Below are 24045 nucleotides of genomic sequence, written 5' to 3' on the forward strand. Positions count from 1 at the left end.
CCCGCCCGCGTCCTCAGGCGGCCGGGTCATCCTCACACCCCCGGCGGCAGCCGACGGTCCCCACGGATCGTCAGGGACCCTTTCTGGACCGCGTTGACCGTGCCCTGGGTGTACGCGGTGTTCACCTGGACCGGACCGCCGACCGCGCCCGGCTCGCCCGCCCCGGGCCCCTTGCCGGTGCCGCGGGAATCCGGTGGCTCACCCGGCCCCGCAGGGAGGGCGGCGATGACGGCGGCGGCCGCAGCGGCCGCGTGGGCGGCGGCCAGGGGCTGCGACCCGGATGCGTCCGCCGTGGCCTTCGCCCCGTCCGCGTAGTCGCTCAAGCCCCGGAGCACGAGCGCCTCCAAACCGCCGATGCTGGCGGCCTCGGCAAGGCCGGCCCCCTCCATTTCGATCGCCGCCGCGTCCTCGAAGGCCTCTGCCAGCAGCCTGCGCACCTCGCCCTGCGACGTGTTGAGGACAGCCTCGCCAGCCGCGATCGGCTTGAAGTGCACTGCCGGCCCCGCCCCCTCCCACCGGCCGCGCGCATCGCTGGGAATCCCTGCGTGCCACTCCCGGCCGCGCAGGGCGTGCCGGGCCGCCTGCAGCATCGGGTGGGAGGCGGGCCAGGATTGCGGGCGGGGGAGTGTGCCAGCCGGCGTGTGCTTGGCGCTCTCGTAGGCGTGGATCCGGCTCGCCACCACCACGTCCCCCAGCGCCACGTCCCGCTTCAGGGCCCCCGCGACGCCGACGAACAGCACTGCCCACGGGTCCAAGTGCTGCCTGGCCCGCTCGGTCACCACGGCGGTCGGTCGGTTACCCGGGCCGACCTCGGCCAAGGCAACCGCGCGCCCCGTCGTGCCGAGCACCCCCGTCTCGAAGACGGTCCCGCCATGGACAACGCGCCTCAGGCCGGACAGATGGGCCCGAACCGCCTCGTACTCCAGCCCCAGTGCGGTCAGCACCACCACAGGCCGAGAATCACTACCACTCATCAGACCCCCAAAGAAAGACAACACTCCTGCGAGAACGGACTTTCCCTCGTTCGAAGGTACCGGCCCCATGCCACGGCGGGCCGCATCGCATCCCCTCGATCCACTGGCAACAATAGCTCCACCCTCCGACAGTGAAGGAGCCCTAGTGGAAGAAGAAGCGACCTCGATCAAGGCCCTCTTCCTCGAATACCAGCAGACCAAAGAGGAACAGAAATCCAGGATCGCCTTCCGCGACAACCTCCCCTACGTCACCCTCGGCCTCGTCGCCGCAGTCCTCGTCGCCGGCTCCCTCTCCACGCCTCTGCTCCTCCTGATCTCCGCCGCGACCCCCGCTCTGGGGTGGCTCTACCTGGCCAACGACAAGAAGATCAGCGACATGGGGCGCTACATCCGCACCAGCCTCGACCCCCGGCTCGGCGCCATCAGCCAGGAGCAGGTCACGATGTTCGCCTGGGAGCACTTCCACCGCAGCGACGCCGGGCGGACCCAGCGCCGGACCATCCAGTGCGCCGTCGACCTCGCGCTCTTCACCGGAATCCCCACCGTGGCACTGGCAGTTTGCTGGTCCGGGGGCCGGAACTCCGCTCTCAGCCTGGCAGTTTCCGCCATCGAAGTAGCAGCTGTGATCACATTGGCAATCCATATCGTCAAGCACGCCAAATCCAGCCACTGATCGAAGCCGTACCTGCAGTGAGGCGGTCACGATCCGCCAAAATACGAATCTTTCCCGCGTCAAGCAATTGGCAGGTTTTCGTGTTCGGGAAAGTTGGGCACGAGGGGGTCCGCGGCGCCGGTGTGGACGTCGTGGGGTTGGTTCCAGGCCAGGGCCTCGTGCGGTCGGAGGGTGTTGTAGTCACGCCGGTAGTCCTCGGCGTGCCGGACGAGGTCGAGGGCGTCGGGGATCTCCTCGAGGAACGGCTTCTCGTACTTGAGCGAGCCGAAGCCGCGCTCGCGGGAGCCGTGCTGGCCGGGGGTGCGGACCCGGGTGCGGATGTGCCGCAACTCCGGTCGGGTGGCCATGAACGCCTCGATGCGGAACGAGCGGAATGGTCCGCCGTTGTCGGTGACGATGGTGACCAGCGGCTTCACGGTCCCGTCCGCGTCGCGCGTGGCGAACTCGGCCAGTGGCTTTCCGGCCAGCGACTCCGCTTCCTTGACGGCGAGTTCGATCGCGGCGATCGCGTCGTGCTGGTTCGCGGTGGGCGAGATGTGCCAGTCCAGCTCGTACTTCGACCAGTAATCGCGACAGCCGGCCAGCCTCCAGATCCCGCTGCCGGCCGTCTCGAACTCGGAGAAGTCGAGCTGCCAGACCTGGTTCGGGCCGGTCGGCTCCGTGGCGAAGGCGGCCTTGCGGCGGGCGGCGAGCTGGCGCCGTTCGCGCTGGTAGTTCGCCTCCAGCAGCAGGCCCTCGTCCCGCAGCAGTCGCAACACGGTCGCTTGTGAGACGCGGTGGCCGTCCCAGCGGCACGTCGCTTACACCTTGCGGTGGCCCCAGGCCGGGTGCGCGAGCGCGTGCCGGCGGGCGGTCTCCCGGACGCTCTCGCGGGCCGGACGCGGCCATGGTCCTCTGGTGGGCGCGCCCTGGCGGGCGCGGGCCTGGTGGCGGCGCCAGGTCCGCTCGGGCACGCCGATCAGCCGGCAGAACCTCGCGGTCGGCATGCCCGCCTCGGCGCGGGTCGCCTCGAGGTCCTCGAAGGGCCCAGTCGGCCCTCCGCGGACTTCTTCCACACCCGCGGCTCGACCGGGGCCTCACCCGGTGCCTGGGTCAAGTCGGCGACTTGGGCTTCGAGTTGCTGTTCCCGGGTGCTGGGGCCGGACTTGCCCGCCAGCCCCGCGCGGCCGGACTCCAGGAACTGGCGTTTCCGGGTTCCGATCGATTGCTCGGACACCTTCGCCCGTCGCGCGGCCTCGGCGACGGTCGTCTCCCCGGCCAGGATCGACAGTACGATCCGGACCTTCTCCTCCGGCGGCAGTGCCGGCGGTCTCACCATGATCGATCGGACTCCTTCACGCAGCAGGACCCGCGACAAACGAGCCCTGCCACAAAGTCTGACGCGCGACAGGGGTGTGGGGAACGGCCGCCTTGGTTGTTTGGGGGTGGTTTTCGGGGGTGGGTGGGTGGGGTGGTTTTCGGGGGTTGGTTGTCAGGTGGGGAGGGGGGTGGTGTGGGTGTGGGCGGTGAAGGCGGTGGTGTCGGCCTGGGTGGCGGTGATGTGGTGGGTGGGGTTGTGGTGGTTGGTGGGGTTGTGGTGGGTGGTGTGGGCGTGGATGTAGCAGGGGGTGTCGAGTTCGACGTAGCGGTTGAAGGTGATGTCGAGGTGGGTGATGATGTGGGGTTTTCGGGGGGTGGTGAGGGTGTTGGTGGCTTGGCGGGTGGCTTCGAGGAGGAGCATGCCGGGGACGTGGTCGACGGGGTGGTCGAAGAGGACGGGGTGGTGGGTGTCGACGCGTAGTTGCCAGTGGTGGGGGTGGGGGGTGGGGGAGAGGACGATGTCGTGGTGGTGGGTGCGTCCGGCGGTGGTGGGGGTGAGGGGGTGGGGGGGTGGGGGGGCGGTGTGGAACGGGTGGGCGGTGGTGGCGCGGCCGGCGCGTAGGCGTTGGTAGACGGTGGGGGTGTGGCAGTGGAAGTGGGTGGTGGCGGTGGCGAGGGGTTGGCCGTCGCGTCGGGCGGTGTAGTGCATGGTCATGGAGGCGGGCAGGCCGCGGTGGTACCTGATGTTGGTGGCGGTGACGTGGAGTTCGATCTCGGCGGGTGTGGGTTCGATCCTCATGGCGCGGGGGTCGAGCCGTATCTGGAAGTGCGACCAGCTGAGTTGGTGGCCGAAGGGGAGGTGGTAGGCGGCGTGGGTGAGGAGGGGGAAGGTCTGGCGGATGGTTTCGGACAGCAGGAGGGGGTCGTGGGTGTGGTGGTCGGTGGTGTAGAAGCTGTGGCTGCGGGGCCATTGGGCGGTGACGGTGAAGGTGTCGGGAGCGGTTTGGTGCCAGCCGGTGAGGAAGACTTCGGACAGTGACGCGCGGTGGACGTACTCTTTGGCCACTGTGGTGGTGAGTGCGGGCCGTGGGCCGGTGTGAGGTTGCGTGGTGACGAGCATGCCGTTCCCCTTTTTTGGCGTGCGAGGTGGGGCCGGTGGCCTGTGGGCCGCCCGGTCGGACGTGCTGTGCTCGGGGTGTGTCACTCCCGTGGCGTACATGGTGCAACACCCTGACCCTAGACCGAGGTTCGTCTGTAAAATAGAGGGCGTTCGTTTTGTTTGCCGAGTGGAAGCGGGGCCTGGCTGTGGCTGAACCGAAGCAGGAGCGTGCCGTGCGGACGCGTGAGGTGATCCTTTACGCGGCGGCCGAGGTCTTCGACGAGTGCGGTTACAGCGGTGCCAGCATCAGTAAGATCATGCAGCGGTCGGGGGCGACGCAGGGCGGGATGTACTTTCATTTCAAGTCGAAGGAGGGGTTGGCGCACGCGGTCATGGCGAGTCAGCAGGAGTTCATCCGGCTGCCGCCGGGGCGGGACGGTCTGCAGCGGCTGATCGACATCACGTTCCATATCGCGGGGGAGCTGCAGCGCAATGTGCTGTTCCGCGCGAGTGTGCGTCTGGCGGTGGAGCAGGGGGAGCTGGGGCTCGAGGACGACACGGCGTACCAGGAGTGGGTCCAGCGGTTCCACGCGCAGCTTGTCGCGGCGCGGGAGTGCGGTGAGCTGCTGGAGGGCGTCGACGAGTGGGAGTTCGCGACGGTGCTGGTGGGGGCTTACACGGGGACGCAGATCTTCTCCAACGTGGCGACCGGGCGGGCGGACCTGCCCGAGCGGATCGCTTCGCTGTGGCGGTATCTGCTTCCGGCGGTCGCCACCCCCCAGGCGGCGGTGCTGTTGCGGGTGGAGCCGTCGGTCGGGCCGCCGTCTGGTCGGGTCTCGGCGGGGTGAGCGGGGGCCGGGTGGAGCCGTCGGTCGGGCCGCCGTCTGGTCGGGTCTCGGCGGGGTGAGCGGGGTGAGCGGGGTCGGGTGGCCGGTGGTCGGGGGCGCTGTCCGTTTCGGCTCGGGGTGGTGCGCCGTCTGGTCGGGTCTCGGCGGGGTGAGCGGGGTCGGGTGGCCGGTGGCCGGGGGCGCTGTCCGTTTCGGTTCGGGGTGGTGCGCCGGCGGGGCCGGCCGGCGGGGTCGCCGTTGGTCCCGTCTCCGTCTCCGTCTGCGGGGGGTGCTGTCCGGTTCTCGCGGCTCTGGTCGTCGGGGCCGGGTCCTGGCTGCGGGGGGTGGTGCGCTGTTGGTCCGGGGCCGGCGCTGTTCGGTCCGGGTGCTGTCCGCTGTCCGCTGTGCGGGTCGTGGCTGGTCCCGGGGTGCTGTCGGCCGGTGGGGTCGGTGTTCGGGCGTTGCCTGGTTCCGTGGTCGGGGGTGGCGGGGGCCGTCGTCCGGTGTCCGGTGTCGGGTGGCGGCGGTGTTGCGGGTGGTGCCCGCCGGCCGGGCTCGGCGGGTGGTTGCGGGGTGTCTGTCCGGTGGTGGCGGGTGGGCCGGGCGGGTCCGCGGGGTGCCTTTGTGTCCTTGCGCCGTGCGTCCGTCGCGGCTTCCCGCGGCGGGGGTGGCGGGGTGGTTCGGTGGCCGGCCCCGGCCCCGGCCCCGGCCCCGGGCTCGGCCCCGCACCCGCACCCGGCCCCGGGTGCGGCCCCGCACCCGCACCCGGCCCCGGGTGCGGCCCCGCACCCGCACCCGGCCCCGGGTGCGGCCCCGGGTGTGGGTTCGGGTGGTGGGGTGGTGCGGATTGCCGGGTGGGCTCTGGTGGTGGGTGGTCGCGGCCGGTTGAATGGAGGGTGTTCGTTTTGTTCGGGGGGAGGTCGGCGCGAGTGTGGTGGGGGAGCGCGGGTGGGGGTGGTGTGGCGTGGTCTGCCGGGGGTGCCGTGTCGCCGGGGCCGGGGCCGGGGCCGGGGCCGGGGCCGGGGCCGGGGCCGGGGCCGGGGTTGGGGCCGGGTGGGTGGCGTTCGTTGCGTGGTCGGCGGGTGGGGGGTCGCAGGATCGTGCTGAGCGGGGCGACGGGGTTCGTCGGTTCGGTGGTCCTGGAGGGGTTGGTGCGCGGGTGGGCGGGTGCCGCGGGTGGTGGGGGGGTGGAGTTGCGGGTGGTGTCGCGTCGGCCTCCGGTGGGGGGTGGCGGGGTGGTGGAGTGGGTGTGGGGGGATCTGGCGGAGCCGGCGTCGTTGCGCGGGGTGTGTGAGGGGGCGGATGTGCTGGTGCATCTCGCCAGTTACATCGGTGCGGACGAGGGGATGTGCGAGGCGGTCAATGTCGCGGGGAGCGCGGCGTTGGTGGGGGAGGCCGTTCGGGCGGGGGTGGGGCGGATCGTGGGTCTCTCGACGGCGGCGGTGTACGGGGTGGGGCCGCACAGCGGGATCGGTGTGGACGAGGTCGAGCCGGTGCCCGTTTCGGTGGTGAGCCGTACGCGGTTGGCGGGGGAGGGGCCGGTCCTGGCGGCGGGAGGGATCGTGTTGCGGCCGGGCCTGGTGCTGGGGGAGGGGGACCGGTGGGTCGTTCCCGCGCTGGCGGAGCTGGTCGAGCGGGTGCCGGCCCGGTGGGAGGGCGGCCGCGGGTTGTTGTCGGCGGTGGCGGTCGGTGATCTGGGCCGGCTGATCGTCCGTCTGGCGTGCGCGTCCCGGGCGGTGGGCGGTGGTCTGTACCACGCGAGCCATCCCGTGCCGGTCAGGGTGGGGGACCTGCTGGCGGTGCTCGCCGCCCACGGGGTGCTGCCGTCGGTCGCGCAGCGGGAGGAGCTGTCCTGGGAGGCCTGCCTGGAGCGGCTGCGGGCGCGGCCGGGACGGGTGAGCGCCCGGCAGCTGGAGCTGCTCACCCGCGACCACTGGTACCGCAGCGAGCGGGTGTGGCGGGCGGCGGGCTGCCCGGCCGGCCCCGGTGTGCTGGCCCGGACGGCACAGGCGGCACGCTGGTACCGCTCGCACCTCGACCCGCGCCCGACCGCCTGACCGCCTGACCGCCTGACCGCCCCCGCCCCCGCCCCCGCGGCCCCGGCCTCGCACCGTCCTGCCGTGGCCGTGGCCGTGGCCGTGCCCGTGCGGGCCGGACGCCGCCCCGGCGGCCGCCACCGCCGCCCCGCCGTCAAGGTGTCTCGACGGGGGCGGTGCGGATGTCCGCCGTCCCCGGTGCGGTGGGCCCGGTGGGTGCGGTGGGTGCGGGTGTTTTCGGTGCGGTGGGTGCGGGATGCCGGGGTCCGTGCGGGGGTGGGGGGTTGGTTCGCGGGGGGTGTGCGGGGCCCGCTGTTTCGGTGCGGGACGCCCGGACGCCCGCCGCCCGGACGCCCGGACGCCCGGGCACCCGCCGTCCGGACGCGGCGGCTCGGGGGAAGGGGTGGCGGGGCGGAGGGTGTCGGCCGTCCCCGGTGCGGTGGGTGCGGGTGTTTTCGGTGCGGTGGGTGCGGGATGCCGGGGTCCGTGCGGGGGTGGGGGGTTGGTTCGCGGGGGGTGTGCGGGGCCCGCTGTTTCGGTGCGGGACGCCCGGACGCCCGCCGCCCGCCGCCCGGACGCCCGGGCACCCGCCGTCCGGACGCGGCGGCTCGGGGGGAGGGGTGGCGGGTGTGGGGTGTTCCGGGGTTCGCGCGGGGTGGCGGGCTGGTGCGTGCCGGCGGTGCGGGCGTCTTTGGGTGTGGCGGGGCGCGCGGTGTCCGGCTCCCGTGCGGGGGGCTGTCGGGGGAGCCCCCGCGCGGGCGGGGGGCCGCTTTCGGGGTGTCCCCGGGGGCGGGGCGCTCTGATGTCCGGGCGTCCGGGCGTCCGGGCGTTCAGGCGTTCTGGTGTTCAGGCGCTCTGGTGTACCGGCTCGCCCGGTTGCTGGGCCGGGTGGACGAGGCGGTTGTAGGTGTAGGCGGCGGAGACCAGTGTCATGTGGTGGTGCCAGCCGGGGTAGGAGCGGCCCTCGAAGTCGAGCATTCCGTACTCCTGCTCCAGGGAGCGCATCGCCGTCGTCGTGCCGCGGTGCAGCTGGGAGAGGGCGATCAGCCGGTCGATGCGCCGGTCCACGAGGTTGGTGATCCACATCCGGGCGGGCTGCTGCCCGCCGCCGGGGCGCCACTGGGTGAACAGCCGGTAGGTGTGCCGCGCGGCGGGGGCGTCCTGGCGCGGGAGGTGCAGGCGGGCCAGCCCCGACAGGATGCGGACACTGCGCAGCCGCCGGTCGGGGGCGGGGAGCGTCGCGGTGTGCGGGTGGCGGGTGCCGGAGGGGTACAGCAGCTGGCGGGCGCTGAGGGGGGCGTGGAGGTCGGGGGCGGCGGCGCGCAGTCCGCCGGGCACCACCCGCAGGGTGCCCGGCACGGCGATGACGAAGTCGCGTCCGCGCCGGCTGAGGCCCTCGACCAGCCGGCCGGCGTCCGGGTACTCGCTCATGTCCGCCACGACCGGCGCGGGCGCCTGCGAGGTGCGGGAGGCGAGGGTGTCCACCAGGTCGAGGGTGTGGGCCCACAGGGGGCGGTGGCGGACGGCGGGCGGGATGCGTGTGCGCTCGCGCAGCACCGCGTCGTCGTCCCACTGGTCGGGCAGCAGCAGCCGCCAGTCCACGGGCACGTCCTGCCCGCCCGAGGACAGGAACACCCCCACCCCCACCTGGCAGTTGACGGTACGCCCGGCCGACGGCACGAAACGGCGGTGGACGCCGCACGAGTGGTCCCCGCGCTTGGGCAGCACGGCCGCGGCGACGGACCAGGCCTCGGTCGGGGCGTGCTGCTCGACCACCCGCGTCAGCTCCCGGCGCGCGGGGCGCCAGTCCCACGGGCTCGCGTTGATGAACTGCTGCAGCGACTGGGAGGCCGTCGGGGAGTCGGAGACCGCCGACGCCAGCCGGCGCACCGACTTCTTGCCCGGCGTGACCAGCAGCCCCCGCAGGTACGCCTGGGCCCAGCGGCGCTGGTCGGCGCGCGGCAGATGGCCGAACAGCTCCTCGGTGAAGGCGCTGAGGCGCGACTGGGCGAGCGCGGCCGCCGCGCGGGACATGTCTTCGGCCATCCTCTGTTTCCTCCCCGGCTGGGCTCCTCCCAAGATAATAGAGAACGTTCGCTTTGTTTTTGAATCGGGTGGAGCCGCCTGCTACAACTTCGCCAAGTCGCCCCACGACCGGACCCGCAGGAGAAGTCCGGACGTCTTTCGCACGTCGGCGTTGCGCCGCAGCCGCCCGCCGTCGAAAGCTGGGCGGCAGACCGAACGCGCGGGCCAGTGGGGAGATCTGTGGTGGGACGAGCACATCTGAGGGCCGCACACGCACCACCGGCCGGATGTGCACCCCGCACCCCGCACCCGGAACACCCGGCGCACCCGGAACACCCGGCGCACCCGGAACACCCGGAACACCCGGCGCGCCCGGTGTGCGGCGCTCCGCCGCCCTCCCGCCGCCGGTCCTCGCCCCGCCGTCCGCCGTCCCCGCCACCGCGCCCCGCCCCGGCCGCCTGGGCCCTCCTCCCGTACGCGCCCGCCCCGGGCCGCCCCCGCCGGCGCGCGCAGACGGGAGCCACACCGTGGTGAAGCAGGAACGGGCGGCACGCACCCGGCACGCCCTGGTGAAGGCCGCCGCCGTGGAATTCGACCGCGCCGGCTACGAAGGCACCAGCCTCGCCCGCATCAGCGAGACGGCCGGCATCTCCATGGGCGCCCTGACCTTCCACTTCCGCACCAAGGGCGAACTCGCCGTCGCCGTCCAGCGCCTGGGCCGCTCGGCCACCCAGGACGTCGTCACACGCGTGGCCGCCCACCCCGCGCCCGCCCTGCAGAGCGTCATAGCGCTGACCCTCGAACTCGCCCGCCTCCTGGAGAAGGAGGCAAGCGTACGGGCCGCCGCCCGCCTCACCCGGGAAATGCCCGCCACCACCGCCGCCACCGCCTGGTACCCGGCCTGGACACACACCGTCGACGAACTCCTCGAACAGGCCCGGGACGGCGAACTGCGCCCCGGCACCGACCTGCGCACCGTCGCCGCCCTCGTCGCCCACCTCGTCGCCGGCGCCGAGACGCACATCCGCTGCCGCGTCCCCCACACCGAACACCAGAGCGCCGACGCCCAACTCGCCCAGCTCTGGCGCCTGGTCCTGCGCGGCGTGTCCGCCAACCCCACCTGAGCACGCGCACCCCCGCCCGGACACACCCCACGCCCGGGGGCGCGCCCCACCCGGGCACACCTTGCGCAAGTCCCCGTTGTGCCCGCGCCCCCCGGGCCCGAGGGTGAGGGCTCACCCTTCCGGCGGACCTGCGAGGAGCTGAGAATCCCGTGGCGGACACACCCGCGGCCACCAGGGCGGTCAAGGAACCGCCCCCGGCCCGCCCCCCGGCCCGGACCCCCACCACCGGCCCCCACCCCGCCCCGGCCCCCGCCGCCCCCGGCGCCCCCGGCGCCCCCGCCGTCCGGCACCCCGCCGAGGGCGGCGCCCCGGCGGTCCCCGCCGAGGACGGCGCGGGGGCCGCCCGCGGCCGCGTGCTGCTGCCCGTGCTCCTGGGCGGCGCGTTCATGACCGTCATGGACTCCTTCATCCTCAACGTCGCCGCCCCCACCATCCGCACCTCCCTGCACACCGGCCTCACCCAGAGCGAACTCGTCATCTCCGGATACGTCCTGGCCTACGGCCTGCTCCTCATCACCACCGGACGCCTCGGCGACCTCCACGGCCACCGCGGGGCCTTCCTCGCGGGCCTGGCCCTGTTCACCACCGCGTCACTGGCCTGCGGCCTCGCCACCTCCGCCACCGCCCTCATCGGCCTGCGCCTCCTGCAGGCCCTGGGCGCGGCCGTCCTCTACCCCCAGGTCCTCGCCCTCCTCCAGACCTCCTACACCGGCCGCCGCCGCGACCGCGCCTTCGCCGCCTTCGGCGCCACCATCGGCGCGGCCTCCGTCACCGGCCAGCTCCTCGGCGGCGTCCTGCTCGCCGCCGACCCCTTCGGCCTCTCCTGGCGGACGGCCTTCCTCGTCAACGTCCCCGCCGGCGCCCTGCTTTTCACCGCCGCCGCGTTCACCCTGCCCCGCACCCCGCGACGGCGCCCCGCCAGGCTCGACCTCACCGGCGTCCTCCTGCTCACCTGCGCCCTCCTGCTCCTCACCCTCCCCCTCCTCCACGCCACCGGCCCCGCCCGGCCCGCCTGGACCTGGACCCTGCCCCTCCTGTCGCTGCCCGCCCTCGCCGCCTTCCACCGCCACGAACGCGCCCTGCACGCCCGCGGCGGCACCCCCCTCCTGCCCCCCGCCCTCCTGCGCGACCCCGCCGTGCGCCGCGGCGGCGCCACCGCGCTGGCGTTCTTCGCCGGCAACGCCGGCCTCTTCTTCACCCTCACCCTGCTCCTGCAGGACGGCCTGCGATACCCACCCCTCCAAGCCGCCCTCACCTTCACCCCCCTGGCCTGCGCCTTCGTCGCCGCGTCCCTGCTCGCGCCCCGCCTGAAACCCCCCTACCAGGCCCACGTCCTCGCCATCGGATACACCGTCAACGCCGCCGGGACCCTCCTGCTGCTCGCCGCCACCCTCCTGCCCGCCACCGCCGGCGACCGCTGGACGCTGATGACGGCCCTGACCGTCATCGGATTCGGCGAGGGCCTCGGCGTCAGCCCCCTGTTCGCCGCGGTCCTGCGCGACACCCCCGCCCGCGACAGCGCGGCCGTCTCCGGCGCGATGGAGACCGCCGCCCAGATCGGCATGTCCCTGGGCATCACCGTCACCGCGCTCGTGTTCTCCCGCGCGCTCGGCGGCCGCACCGGCGCCGGCGCCCACCAGGACGCCTTCGCCGCCGCCCTGGCCGCCGTCACCCTCCTCGCCCTCCTCGCCCTGGCCCTCGCCCCCCGCCCCACCCCCACCCCCACCCGCACCGGCACCGGCCCCGGCACCGGCCCCGGCCCCGGCACCGGCCCCGGCCCGGGCACCGGCAGTGGTACGGCCCCGCGCACCGGGCGGCCCCGGTGACGCCCGCCCGCGCCGACCTCGCCGGCCCGGGCGCGCCCGGGCGGCTGCCGTCCCTGACCGCCCTGCGCTTCGTCGCCGCCCTGCTCGTGTTCTGCTTCCACGCCACCTACGAGAACGCCTTCCGCGACCCCGACGCCGGCGCCCGCTTCTCCCAGCTGTTCAGCAAGGCCGGCTGGGTCGGCGTCTCCTTCTTCTTCGTCCTCAGCGGCTTCCTGCTCACCTGGTCCGCCCGCCCCCACGACAGCGCCCGCCGCTTCTGGCGCCGGCGCTTCTTCAAGATCTACCCCAGCCACCTGCTGACCGCCCTCGCCGCCCTCGCCCTGATGGCCCGCGCCGGCCAGCCCCGCCCCGGCGTCCTGCGCAACCTCCTCCTCGTCCAGACCTGGACCCCGGACGTCGACGTCATCCTCGGCGTCAACCCCGTCAGCTGGTCCCTCGCCTGCGAGGCGCTGTTCTACCTCGCCTTCCCCGCCCTGCTGCCCGCCGTGCGCCGGATCCGCCCCGCGCGCCTGTGGCCCTGCGCGGGCGCCCTCACCGCGGCCGTCCTGTGCGTCCCGCCGCTGGCCGGCGCCCTCCTGCCCGCCACACCCCACATGACCTGGCTGCCGGTCTCCGAACAGCACTACTGGTTCGTCTTCGCCTTCCCGCCGGTACGCGCCCTGGAATTCGTCCTCGGCATGGTGATGGCACGCATCGTCGCCACCGGCCGCTGGAAGGGCCCCGGCACCCCCACCGCCACCCTCGCCCTGGCCGGCGCCTACGCCCTCGCCCTGCGGGCCCCCTTCGACTACGGCCTGGCCGCCGTCACCCTCGTCCCCGTCACCTGGCTGATCACCGCCGCCGCCGCGGCCGACACCCGCACCCCCGCCACCCCCGCCACCCCCACCACCCCCACCACCCCCCTCGCGGGGAGGCGCAGGGCCGGCCCCCGCGCCCGCCCGCTGCGCGCGCCGCTGATGCTGCGCCTGGGCGAACTCTCCTTCGCCTTCTACCTCACCCACCGCCTCGTCCAGGTCTACGGCCACCGCGCCCTCGGTGAGGGCCGCGCCTGGAGCACCCCCGCCGCGGCCGCGCTGCTGGCGGCGAGCGCGGCCCTCACCCTGCTGCTGGCCTGGATCCTGCACACGGCCTTCGAACGCCCCCTCATGCGGCGCTTCGCCACCCCCCGCCACACCCCGCCCGACACCCCCGTACCGCCGCCCGCCCCCGCCGTACCCGTACCGCCGCCGCCCGTGGCGGCGCCGCCGGTGGCGGCGCGGGCACCGGTGCCCGCGAGCGGGGACCCGACCCACGGAGACACCCGGTGACCGTCGACATCGACGTCTGGTTCGACTACATCTGCCCCTACAGCCTGATCACCCGCCAGCTCCTCGCCCGCGCCGTCACCGGCGCGGGCACCGACACCAGGACCACCCTGCACCCCTTCGAGGTCAACCCGCACTGCGTCGAGGAAGCGGGGGAGTACCCCCGGGGAGTGTGGGAGAACTCGGTGCGCCCGCTCGCCCGCCGGCACGGCGTACCCCTGCCCGGACCGCCCGGCACCCCGCTGCGCCGCGCGCGGATGGCGTTCACGGGCTACCAGTACGCCCTCGAACAGGGCGCCGAACCCGCCTACAGCGACCTCGTCTTCCACGCCTACTTCCACGACTGGCAGGACATCTCCGACCCCGTCGTCCTCACCGCCCTGGCCCGCCGGGCGGGCCTGGACCCCCTGGCCTACCGCTCGGCGATCCTGTCCGCGCGCTACGCGCGCCTGCACCGCCAGGCGGAGGCCGCCGCCCGCGCGAGCGCGGGCGTCACGATGGTGCCCGTCGTGGTCATCGGGTCCTGGCGGATCGACGGCGTGCCCTCCCGCGCGCAGCTCGACGACGCGATCGGCCGCGCCGCCGAGGCCGGCACCGGCTGACCCCCGCCCACCCCGCCGCCACGACCGGGCCCCGCCACGACCGGGCCCCGCCACGACCGGGCCCCGCCGCGACCGCGCCGCGACCGCGCCGCGGCGGGGCCGCGGCCTGCGGCGGCCCGGCACCCGGCGGCGCGGCGGTCCGTGGGGATCCGCGGCGGTCCGGGGCGGTCCGGTCCGGGGCGGGGCGCGGCGACGCGCGGGTGCCCCTTCCGTGGCCGGCCGGGCCGGGGGAGGGGCACCCGCGCGTCGGCGGCCGTGACCGGCGGGCAGCCCGGTCGGGGCGCGGGGTGCGGGGGTGCGGGGATGCGGGGGTGGTCAGGCGATGGGCTGGCCCACGGCTTCGCACCATTCGTCCAGGAGCGCGTCCGCGGACGCGGGGTCGGGGCCTTCGGCCCACAGGCGGGTGACGGCGGAGACGGAGTCGGGCAGGACCAGTGCCCACCGTCCGTCGTCCTCCAGGACCCGTACTCCGTCGGTGGTGTCGATGGCGCGTCCGCTGGCCGCCTCCACCACCGTCCGCATGACCTGGCCCTTGTCCTGCCAGGCCGTGGGCAGGTCCCGGCTGCGGACGTGGGCCCGCGGCAGTGACGAGAGGAGTTCGCTCAGCGGCGCGCCGTCGCGGGCGAGCAGTCCGGCCAGGCGTACGAACGCGGCGATGCCGTCGGCGTGCGGGGAGAACTCCGGCAGGATGAACGCGCCCTCGCCGTCGGCGGCCAGCACGGCCGCGTCCTGGGCGGCGCGGCGGGCGAGCTCCCCGGGGGCGGTGGCGGTCCACCGGATCCGTCCCCCGTGCGCGGCGGCCGCGGACTCCGCGACCCGGCTGGCGGTGACCGGCAGCGCGACGGTGCCGCCGCCGAGTTCGGCCGTGACCAGTCGCACCATCAGCAGCAGCGCGGCGTCGTCGCCGACCTCCCGGCCGAGTTCGTCGACGATCCACAGGCGTTCGCCCGCGGAGTCGAAGCGCACGCCGAACGCCGCGCGGGAGGCGGCGACCAGATGGCCCAGGGTGCGCATGGCGGCGGCGCGCTCCGAGGCCGTCTGCGTGCACGCCGACGGCATCAGGCCGCTGTTGACGGTGAGCGCCTCGACGCCGATGCGTCCCAGGACCGAGGGCAGGACGAGCGCGGCGCTCCCGCACGCGGCGTCGACGACCACTTTCAGCCGCCGTTCGGCGATCGCGGACACGTCGACGCGCTCGGCGAGTTCGCGCGCGTAGTCCTCCACCGACGCGGGCGAGGTGTTCAGGCAGCCCAGCTCCCCGGCCAGCACCCGCCGGTACTCCCGGCGCCCGAAGACGCGGTCCAGGGCGCGCTGCGCGCCCTGCGGCAGGTCGGTGCCGTCCGCGCCGAGGAACACGATGTCGACGCTCTCGGGCGTGCCCGGCGTGGTGGTCACCACGATCGCGCCGTCGCAGCCGGCGGCGCTCTCGCGGCGGGCGACGGGCAGCGGCACGTGCCCCAGGTCCCGCACCCCGACGCCGGCGGCGCGCAGCGCGCAGATCATCGCGGGTGCCAGGACCTGCGCGGGTGTGCCGTGGTCGCGGGCGATGGCCACGTGGGCGCCCAGGGACAGGGTCGTGGCGTACGCGCCGGCCAGGCGGACCGCGAGTTCGGTGGTGATCTCGGTGTTCAGCGTGCCGCGCACGCCGCGGGAGCCGAACACGGACTTCGCGCGGCGGGAGTCCCAGATCAGGCAGTCGCTGACGACGGTGCCCGCCTCGACGCTCTTGCCCGGGTAGACGAGGACGCCCCCCGTGACGCAGGAGTCCTCCTCCAGCACGCAGCCGGACCCCAGGACGGCGCCCTCCTCGACGCGGGTGCCGCTGTGCAGGACGGCGCCGCGCCCCACGACCGCGCCGCGCAGGGCGGCGCGCGGGCCGACGTAGGCGTGCGGGTGCACCACGGCGCGCTGCAGGACGGCGCCCTGCTCGATGACGGCGTGGCTGCCGACCACCGTGTGCTGGCCCAGCCGGGCCCCGGCGCCGACCTGGGCGTGGGCGCCGATGTAGAGCGGCCCCTCCAGGACGGCCGCCGGGTCGACCTGGGCGGTGGCGGCCACCCGCACGCCGGGGGCGACCTCGAAGCCGGGCAGGTCCACCCGCACGCGTCCCTCCAGGACGTCGGCCTGGGCCTTCAGGTAGCTGCCGTGGGTGCCGACGTCCTCCCAGTAGCCCTCGGCCACGTACCCGTACACCGGGTGGCCCTGCGCCAGCAGCCGGGGGAACACGTCGCCGGCCCAGTCGACGCTCTCCCCGGCGGCCACGTGGTCCAGGACCTGCGGCTCCATCACGTAGATGCCCGTGTTGACGGTGTCCGAGAACACCTGCCCCCAGGTGGGCTTCTCCAGGAAGCGCTCCACCCGGCCCTGGTCGTCGGTGATGGTGATGCCGAACTCCAGCGGGTCGGGGACCCGGGTGAGGCACACGGTGACCAGGGCGCCCTTCTCCCGGTGGAACCGGATCAGGTCGCCGAGGTCGATGTCGGTCAGCGCGTCGCCCGATATGACGACGAACGGGGCGCCGCCCAGCTGCTCCTGGGCGTTCTTCACGCTGCCGGCGGTGCCCAGCGGGCTGTCCTCCCGCGCGTAGGTCAGTGACATCCCGAGCGCGGAGCCGTCCCCGAACTGCTCCTGGACGAGCGGGGCCAGGAACTGGACGGTCACCACCGTCTCGCGCAGGCCGTGCCTGCGCAGCAGCCGCAGCACGTGCTCCATGATGGGACGGTCGGCGACGGGAAGCAGCGGCTTGGGCAGGTCGGAGGTCATCGGCCGCAGCCGTGTCCCCTCACCGCCCGCCATCACAACAGCCTTCATTACCGGAGTTCTCCCTCGGTCGTTCGGTCAGGACGATCAGGACGGTCACGGTCACGGTCGGGACGGGCGTCGCGGCGGGGTGGGCCGGGCGCCCGCCGCCGCCGGGCGGGCCGGGCGGGCCGCTGCGGCGGGGCGGCGTGGGCGGGGGGTCAGGCGCCGGCGGGGCCGGTGGTGTGGGTGGGGTCGTCGGTGAGGGTCATGGCGGTGTCGAGGCCGGCGGCGGTCAGGGCGCGCCGTACGGCCGTTCCCGCGCCGTCGACGGTGATCTGCGCGCCCCGGGGGAGGAGTTGCTGGGTGTGGGCGAGGCAGCGCACGCCGCCGGCGCAGATGGAGCGCAGGCCGTGTACGCGCAGGACGAGGCGGTTCAGCGGGCGTTGCAGGGCTTGTTCGACGAGGCCGCGCAGGGCGGGTACCCGTCGTTCGGGCAGTTCGCCGGTGAGGTGGATCGTCGCGGTGGAGCCGGTGATGCCGTAGTAGGCCTCAAAGGTCACGTTCGTCACCTGTCTCTGCGGGGTGCGCCACGAGGACCGTGACGCTGTGGCCGGCCAGTGTCAGGGGGCCGGCGAGGGCGGGGCCGGGGGGCGCGCCGGGTGGGTTGATGTCCTGGCCGGGGGGTGCGGAGGTGTCGGCGAACAGGTGCCAGCGGGTGCCGGCGGGGGGCGGGGGCGGGTGGACGGCGCGGGTGTGGCCGCGGGTGTTGGCGGCGAGGAACACGGTGTCCGCGGTGGTCGTCGCGTCGTCGTCCTGGTGGTGTGCCAGCAGGGCGAGCAGGCCCTCGGCGGCGGGGTCCTCGCCGCGCCAGGGCAGTTCGCCGTGCCGGCTCAGCGCGGGGTAGGGCCAGCCGGGGGGTGTGTCGCCGGGCGCGCGGGCGGGGCGGCGCAGGACGGGGTGGGCGGCGCGCAGGGCGAGGCAGGCGCGGACGAAGGCGAGTTGGTGGGCGTTGGTGTCGGCCAGTGTCCAGTCGAGCCAGCCGGTGGCGTTGTCCTGGCTGTAGGCGTTGTTGTTGCCGTGCTGGGTGCGGCCGAACTCGTCGCCGGCGGTGAGCATCGGCACGCCGGGCGCGGTGAGCAGGAGCAGCAGGGCGTTGCGGATCTGCTGGGAGCGCAGCCGCAGGACGGCGGGGTCCTCGCTGGGGCCTTCGCAGCCGGCGTTCCAGCTGGCGTTGTCGCGGGGGCCGTCCTCGCCCCGTTCGCCGTTCGCCTCGTTGTGGGGGTGGTCGTAGGAGGTCCAGTCGGCGAGGGTGAATCCGTCGTGGCTGGTGAGGAGGTTGACGGAGGCGCGGTGGCCGCGTCGGCCGTAGAGGTCGGGGGAGCCGGCCATCCGGTGGGCGAGTTCCTCGCCCCCGTCGCCGGTGCCGGTGAGGAAGCGCCGTACCGCGTACTGGAAGCGGCTGTTCCACTCCATCCACCGTCCGTGGGAGGGGAAGCGGCCGACCAGGTCGAGTCCGCTGGCGTCGAAGGGTTCGGCGATGAGTTTGCAGTGCGCGAGGACGGGGTCGTGGGAGATGGCTTCCAGCAGGGGCGGGTTGTCCAGTGGCCGGCCGTCCTGGCCGCGGGTGAGGATGGGGGCCATGTCGAAGCGGAAGCCGTCGACGCGGAACTCGCTCGCCCAGTGGCGCAGGCAGTCCAGGAGCAGGGCGCGGGTGACGGGGTGGTTGGCGTTGACGGTGTTGCCGGTGCGGGTGAGGTTCAGGTAGGAGCCGTCGTGGTCGTGGAGGTAGTACGCCGTGTCGTGGAGCGCGCGCAGGGACAGGGTGGGGCCGCGGTGGTCGCCCTCGGCGGTGTGGTTGAGGACGACGTCGAGGATCACCTCGATGCCGGCGCGGTGCAGTTCCCGGACGAGTTCCTTCAGTTCGCGCACGGGGCCCGGTCCCCAGGGGTCGGCGGCGTAGGCGGCCTTGGGGGCGAAGAACGCGACCGGGTTGTAGCCCCAGTAGTCGGGCAGCGGCGCTCCGGTGGCGGGGTCGGTGAAGGGGTTGTCGGTCTCGTCGAATTCGAGGACGGGCATGAGTTCGACGCAGTTGACGCCCAGGGCGCGCAGGTAGGGGATCTTCTCGCGCAGGCCGGCGAAGGTGCCGGGGTGTCGCACGGCGGCGGAGGGGTGGCGGGTGAAGCCGCGCACGTGCAGCTCGTAGACGACCAGGTCCTGCGGGGCGATGCGGGGGTGCGGCACGTCCTGCCAGTCGAAGTCGTCGTGGACGATCTTCGAGCGGTAGGCGGGCCGCTGTCCCCAGTGCTCGCCTCCGGCGAGGGCTTTGGCGTAGGGGTCGAGCAGGAGCGGTCCGGGCGGGGTGCCGGGGGAGTGCTGGGCGCGGAAGGCGTAGTGGACGGCGCGCGGGTCCAGGCCGGGGACGGTCATGGTGAAGACGTCGCCGGTGCGGTACTCCTCGGGGAAGCGGATCTCGCGCAGGATCCCGCCGTGCGCGGCGTCCAGCAGGACCAGCCACATGGCGTGCGCGGTCGGCGAGTTGACCGTGAACGTGACGCCGGCGGCGGTGGGGGACGCTCCCGGGCGCAGCGGGTCGCCGGGCAGGACCGCCGGCGCGGGCGGCGCGGGCGGTGCGGGGCGCGGTGGCGGCGTGGTGCGGGTCGGGGGGGCGTTCACGGGCGTTCCGTCGGGCGCAGGCGTACCCGTACCGTCATCGCCCTGTCGTGCGCGGGCAGGCGGACGGTCATGGCCTCGGCGTCGAAGTCGCTCCAGGGGGCTCCGTCGATGAGGACGTGCTGCAGTTCGACGCGGCCGGGCGGCAGCAGGTCGGGGGCCACCCGCAGCAGGGCGCCGGGGTAGTCGGCGTCGCCGCGGGGCCTGAACCAGAGGTCCAGGCTCTCGCCGCGGACCAGCAGCCGGGTGTAGACCTCGGCGAGGTAGCAGAGTTCGGCTTTGTGGTACATCGCCATCGCGTGGTTGCCCTTGAGGCGTTCGTCGCCCATGAGGAAGGGCATGCCGTCGGCGAGGACGGTGAAGTGCACGCCGCCCTCGTCGTGGTCGAGGAAGAAGGCGTTGTAGAACGCGGCGGCCTCGTGGGCGTGGTGCAGGTAGTGGTCCTCGCGGGTGTGTCCGGCGAGGACCAGGTAGGCGAGGATGGCCTGTTCCTGCTGCCACCAGGTTTTGCGGTTGTGCCAGACGAAGGCGTGCCGGCCGTTGTCGGCCTCGCGTTGCAGGAGGTCGTACCAGCCGCCGCGCTGGCCGTCGCGGCCGACGGCGGGCATGGTGTGGGCGAGTTGTTCGGCGAGGCGGCGGTATTCGCGTTTGGGCAGGGCGGCGCCGGTCCGCGTCAGGTTCCAGGCGATCTTCAGGTTGTGGCCGACCACCGCGCGGTTCTGCTGCCAGCCCCAGGTGTGGTCGGGGGTCCAGTCGCCGTGGAAGCGCTCGTTGACGAACGGGCTGGGGTCGGGGCCGCGGTCGGGGAGGTGGACGGCGATCATGTCGCAGGTGTGTTCCAGCATCCGCCGGTAGCGGTCCTCGCCGGTGGCGAGGTACAGGTTGATGAGGTAGGCGGGGGCGTGGTCGCCGACGGAGTTCCAGTTCTTGCGGGAGCGGTTGGGGCCGAGTCCGTCGTGGTGCGGGCTGAGGGTGACCGGGTCGATGTGGGAGTAGTAGCCGCCCAGGCGGGGGTCGTGGAAGTACTTGTCGAAGAGTCTGACCGTTCCTTCGATGTCCGCCTTGATGACGGGGCTGCCGGTGACGCGGTAGGTCTGGGCGAGGCCGACGAGGGCGTAGATCTGTTCGTAGGCGGGGATCGCGCGGTAGTCGTCGCCGAACTCGGAGGCGAACAGCTTGCGCTCCCCGCCGCCCTCGACGTCGACGCCGTGGTACCAGTAGACGGTGTCTTCTGCCTCGTCGTGGAAGCGCAGGTGGTCGTGGAGGTACTGGGAGCCGCGCTCGGCGACCTCCAGGTACTCCTCGTTGCCGGTGAGCATGTAGGCGGTGGCCATCCCGTAGACGAGGCGGGAGATGGTGTCGCTCTCCTGGACGTGGTGCGCGGTGCGGTGCCCGCAGCCGCGGACCTGGGTGCGGTAGTGGGCGAAGTCGGCGGGGCCGTCGCCGAACTGGGAGCGGCGGTAGAACTTCGCCAGCTGGTCCAGCTGGCGTGTCCACCAGCCGGGTTCCTGGTAGGGGTGCGCGGTGGCGGCGTCCCCGGCGAACACCAGCCGGTCGGCCTGGAAGTACAGGTCCGCCCCGTCCGGGTAGACGGGGCCGTGGGCGAAGACCAGGGCTCCGGGGGACAGGTGTTCCCCGATCCGCGCGCTCACGTCGTGGTAGGGCTCGCCGAGGTTGCGCAGCCGCTGGGCGGTGGTGGTCTCGGTGAGGTGGAGGGTGACGTCGCGTCCGTCCAGGGTGCGCAGGGTGAAGCGGGAGCCCTGGTGGCCGGTGACGTAGCCGGCGGTGAGGTCGGAGAAGGAGAAGGGCAGGGCGGTGTTCACTCGGTGCTCCGCGCCGGGACGGAGAGCCGTTCGATGACGGTGCGGGCCAGCAGGTGGCAGTGGTCGGCGGTGCGGGAGGTCACCAGGTCGCGGTCCACCACGAGGTCCTGGTTGAGGTAGACGCCGCCCATGTTGCGTACGTCGGCGGCCAGGTTGTTGTGGCAGGTGACGGGCCTGTCCCGGATCAGTTCGGGTGCGGCGGCGAGCAGTTGCAGCCCGTGGCAGGAGAACGCCTTGACCAGGCTGGGGATGCGGAAGGCGCGGCGCAGGAGTTCCAGCGCGGGGGGTGTCTGCTCGACGTCCTCGCTGAAGCGCAGCCGGTCCGCGACGCTGCCCGCGGGGACGATCAGCGCGGAGTACTGGAGCAGTTCGTGGTAGTCCGCGCCTTCCAGGTCCCCGTCGACGTCGAGCGGGGCGTGGTGCTCGTGGCCGGTGAAGGTGAGGGAGGGCTGCCCCCACAGCCGGGTGAGCAGGCGGACCTCGGCGCCCTCCTCGGCGAAGCGCCGCCGGTAGTAGGCGATCTCGTCCTCGACGAAGTCGCTCTCCATCAGGACGCCTATGCGTTTTCCGGCCAGCCGGCCGGTCGGCAGGGGTTTCACGGTTCTCACGGGGGACTCTCCCGGAAATTGCGTCGTTGCCGGACAGGGGGAGGGCGGGGGACGGGGGCGCGGACGCGGCGCGGGCGGGCGCCGCGGCCGCGGCCCCGTTCCCGGTGGGGGACGGCGACGGCGGCTCTCAGAGCCCGGCGGAGCCGGGCATCGGAGTCAGGGAGTCGACGGTGTAGGCGCGGATGCGGGGGGTGCCGTCCTCCAGGACGACGCTCCAGCTCTGGTGGGCGTCGAAGCCCAGCCAGGTGCTGGTGGCGTCCGGCGCCTTCCACGTCCTGGTCTGCCAGTTGACGAGGACCCGCACCTCGGCGGAGGCGGCGCGGATCTCCTCGACGTCCACGGTGAGCACGGTGTGCGCCTCGTCGAAGAACCGGTGCGTCACCGCGTCGTACCAGGAGCGGAAGCCCTCGTGCCCGTGCGCGGTGCCCTCGGGAAAGCGCATGACCAGGCCGTCGGCGGCCAGGTGGGGCAGGACGTCCTCGACGGGGTCGTGCCGGTCCAGCGCGCGGTACCAGTCCTCCACGAGCCGGCGTACGGCGGCCTCGCTGAGCTGCTGCTGAATCTGGGGCGTGGGCATGGCGCGGTGCTCCTTCGGCTGGTCGGGCGGTCGGTCGCGGGGTCGGGCGGGCGGTTGGTCGGGGGAGTCGGGCGGGCGGCCGGTCGGGCGGGCGGGGCGGTCTCTCATCCGGTCACGAGGTCCACCAGGTACGGCCCGTCGTGGGTGAGCATCGCGTGGACGGCCGGCCCGACCTGTTCCGGCGCGTCGACCCGCTGCCCGGCGACGCCGAGCGAGCGGGCCAGGTCCGCGAAGCGGATCTCGGGGCGCGACAGGTCGAAGGCGTCCGGGTAGGCGTGCGGGGCGATGCCCTGCTCCTGCCAGTACCGTTCGATGTTCAGGTCCAGCAGCCGGTAGCGGCGGTTGTTGCAGACGACGAATCCGGCGCTGACGCCGTAGCGGGCCGCGGTCCACAGGGCCTGGACGGTGTACATGCTGGCGCCGTCCCCGGTGAACCCGACCACCTGGAGGTCCGGGCGGGCCAGTTTGACGCCGATCGCTCCGGGGATGCCGACGCCCAGTGATCCGCCGCGGGTCTGGAAGTAGGTGCCGGGCACCCGCGGCGGCAGGTGGCGGGTCAGCGCGGGGGAGGCGGTGAGCGCCTCGTCGAAGACGGCGAGGTTCGCCGGGGCCCGCGCCGCCAGCTCCCGGGCGAACGCCTCCATCAGCCCCTCCCGGCCCTGCCGGCCGTCCCGGCCGTGCTGGCCGTGCTGGCCGTCCCGGCCGTCCCGCCCCTGCTGGCCGTCCCGGCCGTGCGGGCCGTGCGGGCCGTGCGGGCCGTGCGGTCGCCGCGGGGCGGCGGGCCGGGCCGGGGCGGCGCCGCCGCGGGACGCCAGTTCGGCGCCCAGCGCGCCGAGGGCGAGCGCGGGGTCGCCGGCCAGGCCGAGGTCGACGGGGAAGTTCTTCGCGATCTCGTACGCGTCGGCGTCGATGTGCACGATGCGGGCGCCCGGCGCGAAGGGGTTCGCGAGGCTGGGGAAGACCTCGGGGAACACGTAGGTGCCCGCGATCAGGACGGTGTCGGCGCCGCCCACCACCCGGGCGCTGTCGGCGCCGGACATGTGGCCGAGGTTGCCGGCGAACAGCGGGTGCGTGGTGTCGAAGTTGACCTCGGAGGAGTTCACGCCCCACACCGGCGCGCCCAGCCGCTCGGCGACGGCGGTCAGCTGGCGCTGGGCGCCGCTCGCGGCGATCCCGTCGCCCATCAGGACCAGCGGGGCGGTGCCCGAGGTCAGCAGGCGGGCGGCCTCGGCCACGGCGGCGGGCTCCGGGACGGCGCGCAGGGACGGCACGAGGGTGGCGACGGCGCTCTCGGCGGTGTCCTGGTCGAGGACGTCGGCGGGCAGGACCACCAGGACCGGTCCGCGCGGCGGCGTCATCGCGATCTTCACCGCGCGGCGCAGCACCCGCAGGACGGAGGAGGGGTCGAGTACGCGGGTGGCGTACTTGGTGACCGGGGCGGCCATCGCCACCAGGTCCGCCGCCATCTGGGCGTCCATCGCGTCGTAGCGCACGCCGGCCTCCCCGACCAGGGCGACCAGCGGCGAGCCGCCGCGCTTGGCCTGGTAGAGCATGCCGGCCGCGTTGCCGAGCCCGACGCCGCTGTGCAGCTGGACCACCGAGGGGCGCTGCGCGGCCCGGGCGTAGCCGTCGGCCATGGCCACCGCGACGCTCTCGTGCAGGGCCAGGACGTAGCGGGTGGCGCCGGCGCCGGCGAGGTCGAGGAAGCCCTGCTCGACGGTCCCGGGGTTGCCGAACATGTGGGTGATGCCGTCGGCGGCGAACTGCTCGAACAGGGCGGCCTTGCCGGGCCTTGCGGGCATGGTGGCTCCTCGGGGTCGCGGACCGGGGACTGTG

20 protein-coding genes are annotated in these 24045 nt (G+C 74.2%); 7 read left to right on the forward strand and 13 right to left on the reverse strand.

The window, feature by feature from the left end; all coding sequences use genetic code 11:
- Positions 1 to 32: 32 nt before the first annotated feature.
- On the reverse strand, positions 33 to 950 hold the full coding sequence (locus tag KSE_RS37400; RefSeq protein ID WP_051055596.1) for a 5'-methylthioadenosine/S-adenosylhomocysteine nucleosidase family protein: 918 nt from the start codon (positions 948 to 950) through the stop codon (positions 33 to 35).
- Positions 951 to 1119: 169 nt separating this feature from the next.
- On the opposite strand from KSE_RS37400, the gene KSE_RS37405 reads away from it, so the two are divergent.
- Positions 1120 to 1647 carry a hypothetical protein gene (locus KSE_RS37405; protein ID WP_014140608.1) on the forward strand — a complete coding sequence of 176 codons (528 nt, stop codon included), beginning with the start codon at positions 1120 to 1122 and terminating at the stop codon, positions 1645 to 1647.
- Positions 1648 to 1706: 59 nt separating this feature from the next.
- Here the strand turns inward: KSE_RS37405 and KSE_RS45470 are convergent, their stop codons facing one another.
- The 4 genes from KSE_RS45470 to KSE_RS37420 form a co-directional block, all read right to left on the reverse strand.
- Positions 1707 to 2405 carry an integrase core domain-containing protein gene (locus KSE_RS45470; RefSeq protein ID WP_014140609.1) on the reverse strand — a complete coding sequence of 233 codons (699 nt, stop codon included), beginning with the start codon at positions 2403 to 2405 and terminating at the stop codon, positions 1707 to 1709.
- A gap of 42 nt (positions 2406 to 2447) precedes the next feature.
- Positions 2448 to 2633 carry a hypothetical protein gene (locus KSE_RS43930; protein WP_014140610.1) on the reverse strand — a complete coding sequence of 62 codons (186 nt, stop codon included), beginning with the start codon at positions 2631 to 2633 and terminating at the stop codon, positions 2448 to 2450.
- On the reverse strand, positions 2606 to 2965 hold the full coding sequence (locus KSE_RS37415; protein ID WP_041293924.1) for a helix-turn-helix domain-containing protein: 360 nt from the start codon (positions 2963 to 2965) through the stop codon (positions 2606 to 2608). Before KSE_RS37415 ends, KSE_RS43930 begins: the two co-directional genes overlap by 28 nt.
- Positions 2966 to 3118: 153 nt before the next feature.
- Entirely contained in the window at positions 3119 to 4012 is an 894-nt protein-coding gene (locus KSE_RS37420) for a ScbA/BarX family gamma-butyrolactone biosynthesis protein (RefSeq protein ID WP_158413044.1), read from the reverse strand.
- Between the two features lie 239 nt (positions 4013 to 4251).
- Between KSE_RS37420 and KSE_RS37425 the strand changes: the two genes are divergently transcribed.
- Both KSE_RS37425 and KSE_RS37430 read left to right on the forward strand, forming a co-directional pair.
- Positions 4252 to 4893, forward strand: coding sequence for a ScbR family autoregulator-binding transcription factor (locus tag KSE_RS37425; protein ID WP_014133277.1), 642 nt, complete (start codon positions 4252 to 4254; stop codon positions 4891 to 4893).
- Positions 4894 to 5972: 1079 nt separating this feature from the next.
- The gene (locus tag KSE_RS37430) at positions 5973 to 6929 is read left to right on the forward strand and encodes an NAD-dependent epimerase/dehydratase family protein (RefSeq protein WP_269450280.1); all 957 of its coding nucleotides are present in this window, start codon (positions 5973 to 5975) and stop codon (positions 6927 to 6929) included.
- Between the two features lie 825 nt (positions 6930 to 7754).
- Here the strand turns inward: KSE_RS37430 and KSE_RS37435 are convergent.
- Entirely contained in the window at positions 7755 to 8954 is a 1200-nt protein-coding gene (locus KSE_RS37435; RefSeq protein ID WP_014133275.1) for an IS701 family transposase, read from the reverse strand.
- A 506-nt stretch (positions 8955 to 9460) separates the two neighbouring features.
- Here KSE_RS37435 and KSE_RS37440 point away from each other — a divergent pair.
- The 4 genes from KSE_RS37440 to KSE_RS37455 all read left to right on the forward strand — a co-directional run bounded on the left by KSE_RS37440 (position 9461) and on the right by KSE_RS37455 (position 13789).
- The gene (locus tag KSE_RS37440; RefSeq protein WP_014133274.1) at positions 9461 to 10057 is read left to right on the forward strand and encodes a ScbR family autoregulator-binding transcription factor; all 597 of its coding nucleotides are present in this window, start codon (positions 9461 to 9463) and stop codon (positions 10055 to 10057) included.
- Positions 10058 to 10206: 149 nt separating this feature from the next.
- Complete coding sequence (locus tag KSE_RS37445; RefSeq protein ID WP_014133273.1) at positions 10207 to 11883, forward strand: MFS transporter; 1677 nt, start codon at positions 10207 to 10209, stop codon at positions 11881 to 11883.
- Positions 11880 to 13190 (forward strand): acyltransferase family protein, encoded by a 1311-nt coding sequence (locus KSE_RS37450; RefSeq protein ID WP_014133272.1) that lies wholly within the window; start codon positions 11880 to 11882, stop codon positions 13188 to 13190. The genes KSE_RS37445 and KSE_RS37450 overlap by 4 nt, the downstream gene beginning before the upstream one ends.
- Positions 13187 to 13789 carry a DsbA family oxidoreductase gene (locus KSE_RS37455; RefSeq protein WP_014133271.1) on the forward strand — a complete coding sequence of 201 codons (603 nt, stop codon included), beginning with the start codon at positions 13187 to 13189 and terminating at the stop codon, positions 13787 to 13789. Before KSE_RS37450 ends, KSE_RS37455 begins: the two co-directional genes overlap by 4 nt.
- A gap of 315 nt (positions 13790 to 14104) precedes the next feature.
- Here the strand turns inward: KSE_RS37455 and KSE_RS37460 are convergent, their stop codons facing one another.
- The 7 genes from KSE_RS37460 to KSE_RS37490 all read right to left on the reverse strand — a co-directional run bounded on the left by KSE_RS37460 (position 14105) and on the right by KSE_RS37490 (position 24011).
- Positions 14105 to 16600, reverse strand: a complete 2496-nt coding sequence (locus KSE_RS37460; protein ID WP_014133270.1) for a sugar phosphate nucleotidyltransferase — start codon at positions 16598 to 16600, stop codon at positions 14105 to 14107.
- A 149-nt stretch (positions 16601 to 16749) separates the two neighbouring features.
- Complete coding sequence (locus KSE_RS37465; protein ID WP_014133269.1) at positions 16750 to 17091, reverse strand: STAS domain-containing protein; 342 nt, start codon at positions 17089 to 17091, stop codon at positions 16750 to 16752.
- The gene (locus tag KSE_RS46135; protein ID WP_014133268.1) at positions 17081 to 19204 is read right to left on the reverse strand and encodes a glycogen debranching protein; all 2124 of its coding nucleotides are present in this window, start codon (positions 19202 to 19204) and stop codon (positions 17081 to 17083) included. Before KSE_RS46135 ends, KSE_RS37465 begins: the two co-directional genes overlap by 11 nt.
- The gene (locus tag KSE_RS37475; RefSeq protein ID WP_014133267.1) at positions 19201 to 21024 is read right to left on the reverse strand and encodes an AGE family epimerase/isomerase; all 1824 of its coding nucleotides are present in this window, start codon (positions 21022 to 21024) and stop codon (positions 19201 to 19203) included. Before KSE_RS37475 ends, KSE_RS46135 begins: the two co-directional genes overlap by 4 nt.
- The gene (locus tag KSE_RS37480) at positions 21021 to 21632 is read right to left on the reverse strand and encodes a DJ-1/PfpI family protein (protein ID WP_014133266.1); all 612 of its coding nucleotides are present in this window, start codon (positions 21630 to 21632) and stop codon (positions 21021 to 21023) included. The genes KSE_RS37475 and KSE_RS37480 overlap by 4 nt, the downstream gene beginning before the upstream one ends.
- A 127-nt stretch (positions 21633 to 21759) precedes the next feature.
- Positions 21760 to 22209 (reverse strand): nuclear transport factor 2 family protein, encoded by a 450-nt coding sequence (locus KSE_RS37485; protein ID WP_014133265.1) that lies wholly within the window; start codon positions 22207 to 22209, stop codon positions 21760 to 21762.
- A gap of 104 nt (positions 22210 to 22313) precedes the next feature.
- Complete coding sequence (locus KSE_RS37490) at positions 22314 to 24011, reverse strand: thiamine pyrophosphate-binding protein (RefSeq protein ID WP_014133264.1); 1698 nt, start codon at positions 24009 to 24011, stop codon at positions 22314 to 22316.
- Positions 24012 to 24045 lie beyond the last annotated feature (34 nt).

Source organism: Kitasatospora setae KM-6054, assembly GCF_000269985.1.
GTDB lineage: Bacteria > Actinomycetota > Actinomycetes > Streptomycetales > Streptomycetaceae > Kitasatospora > Kitasatospora setae.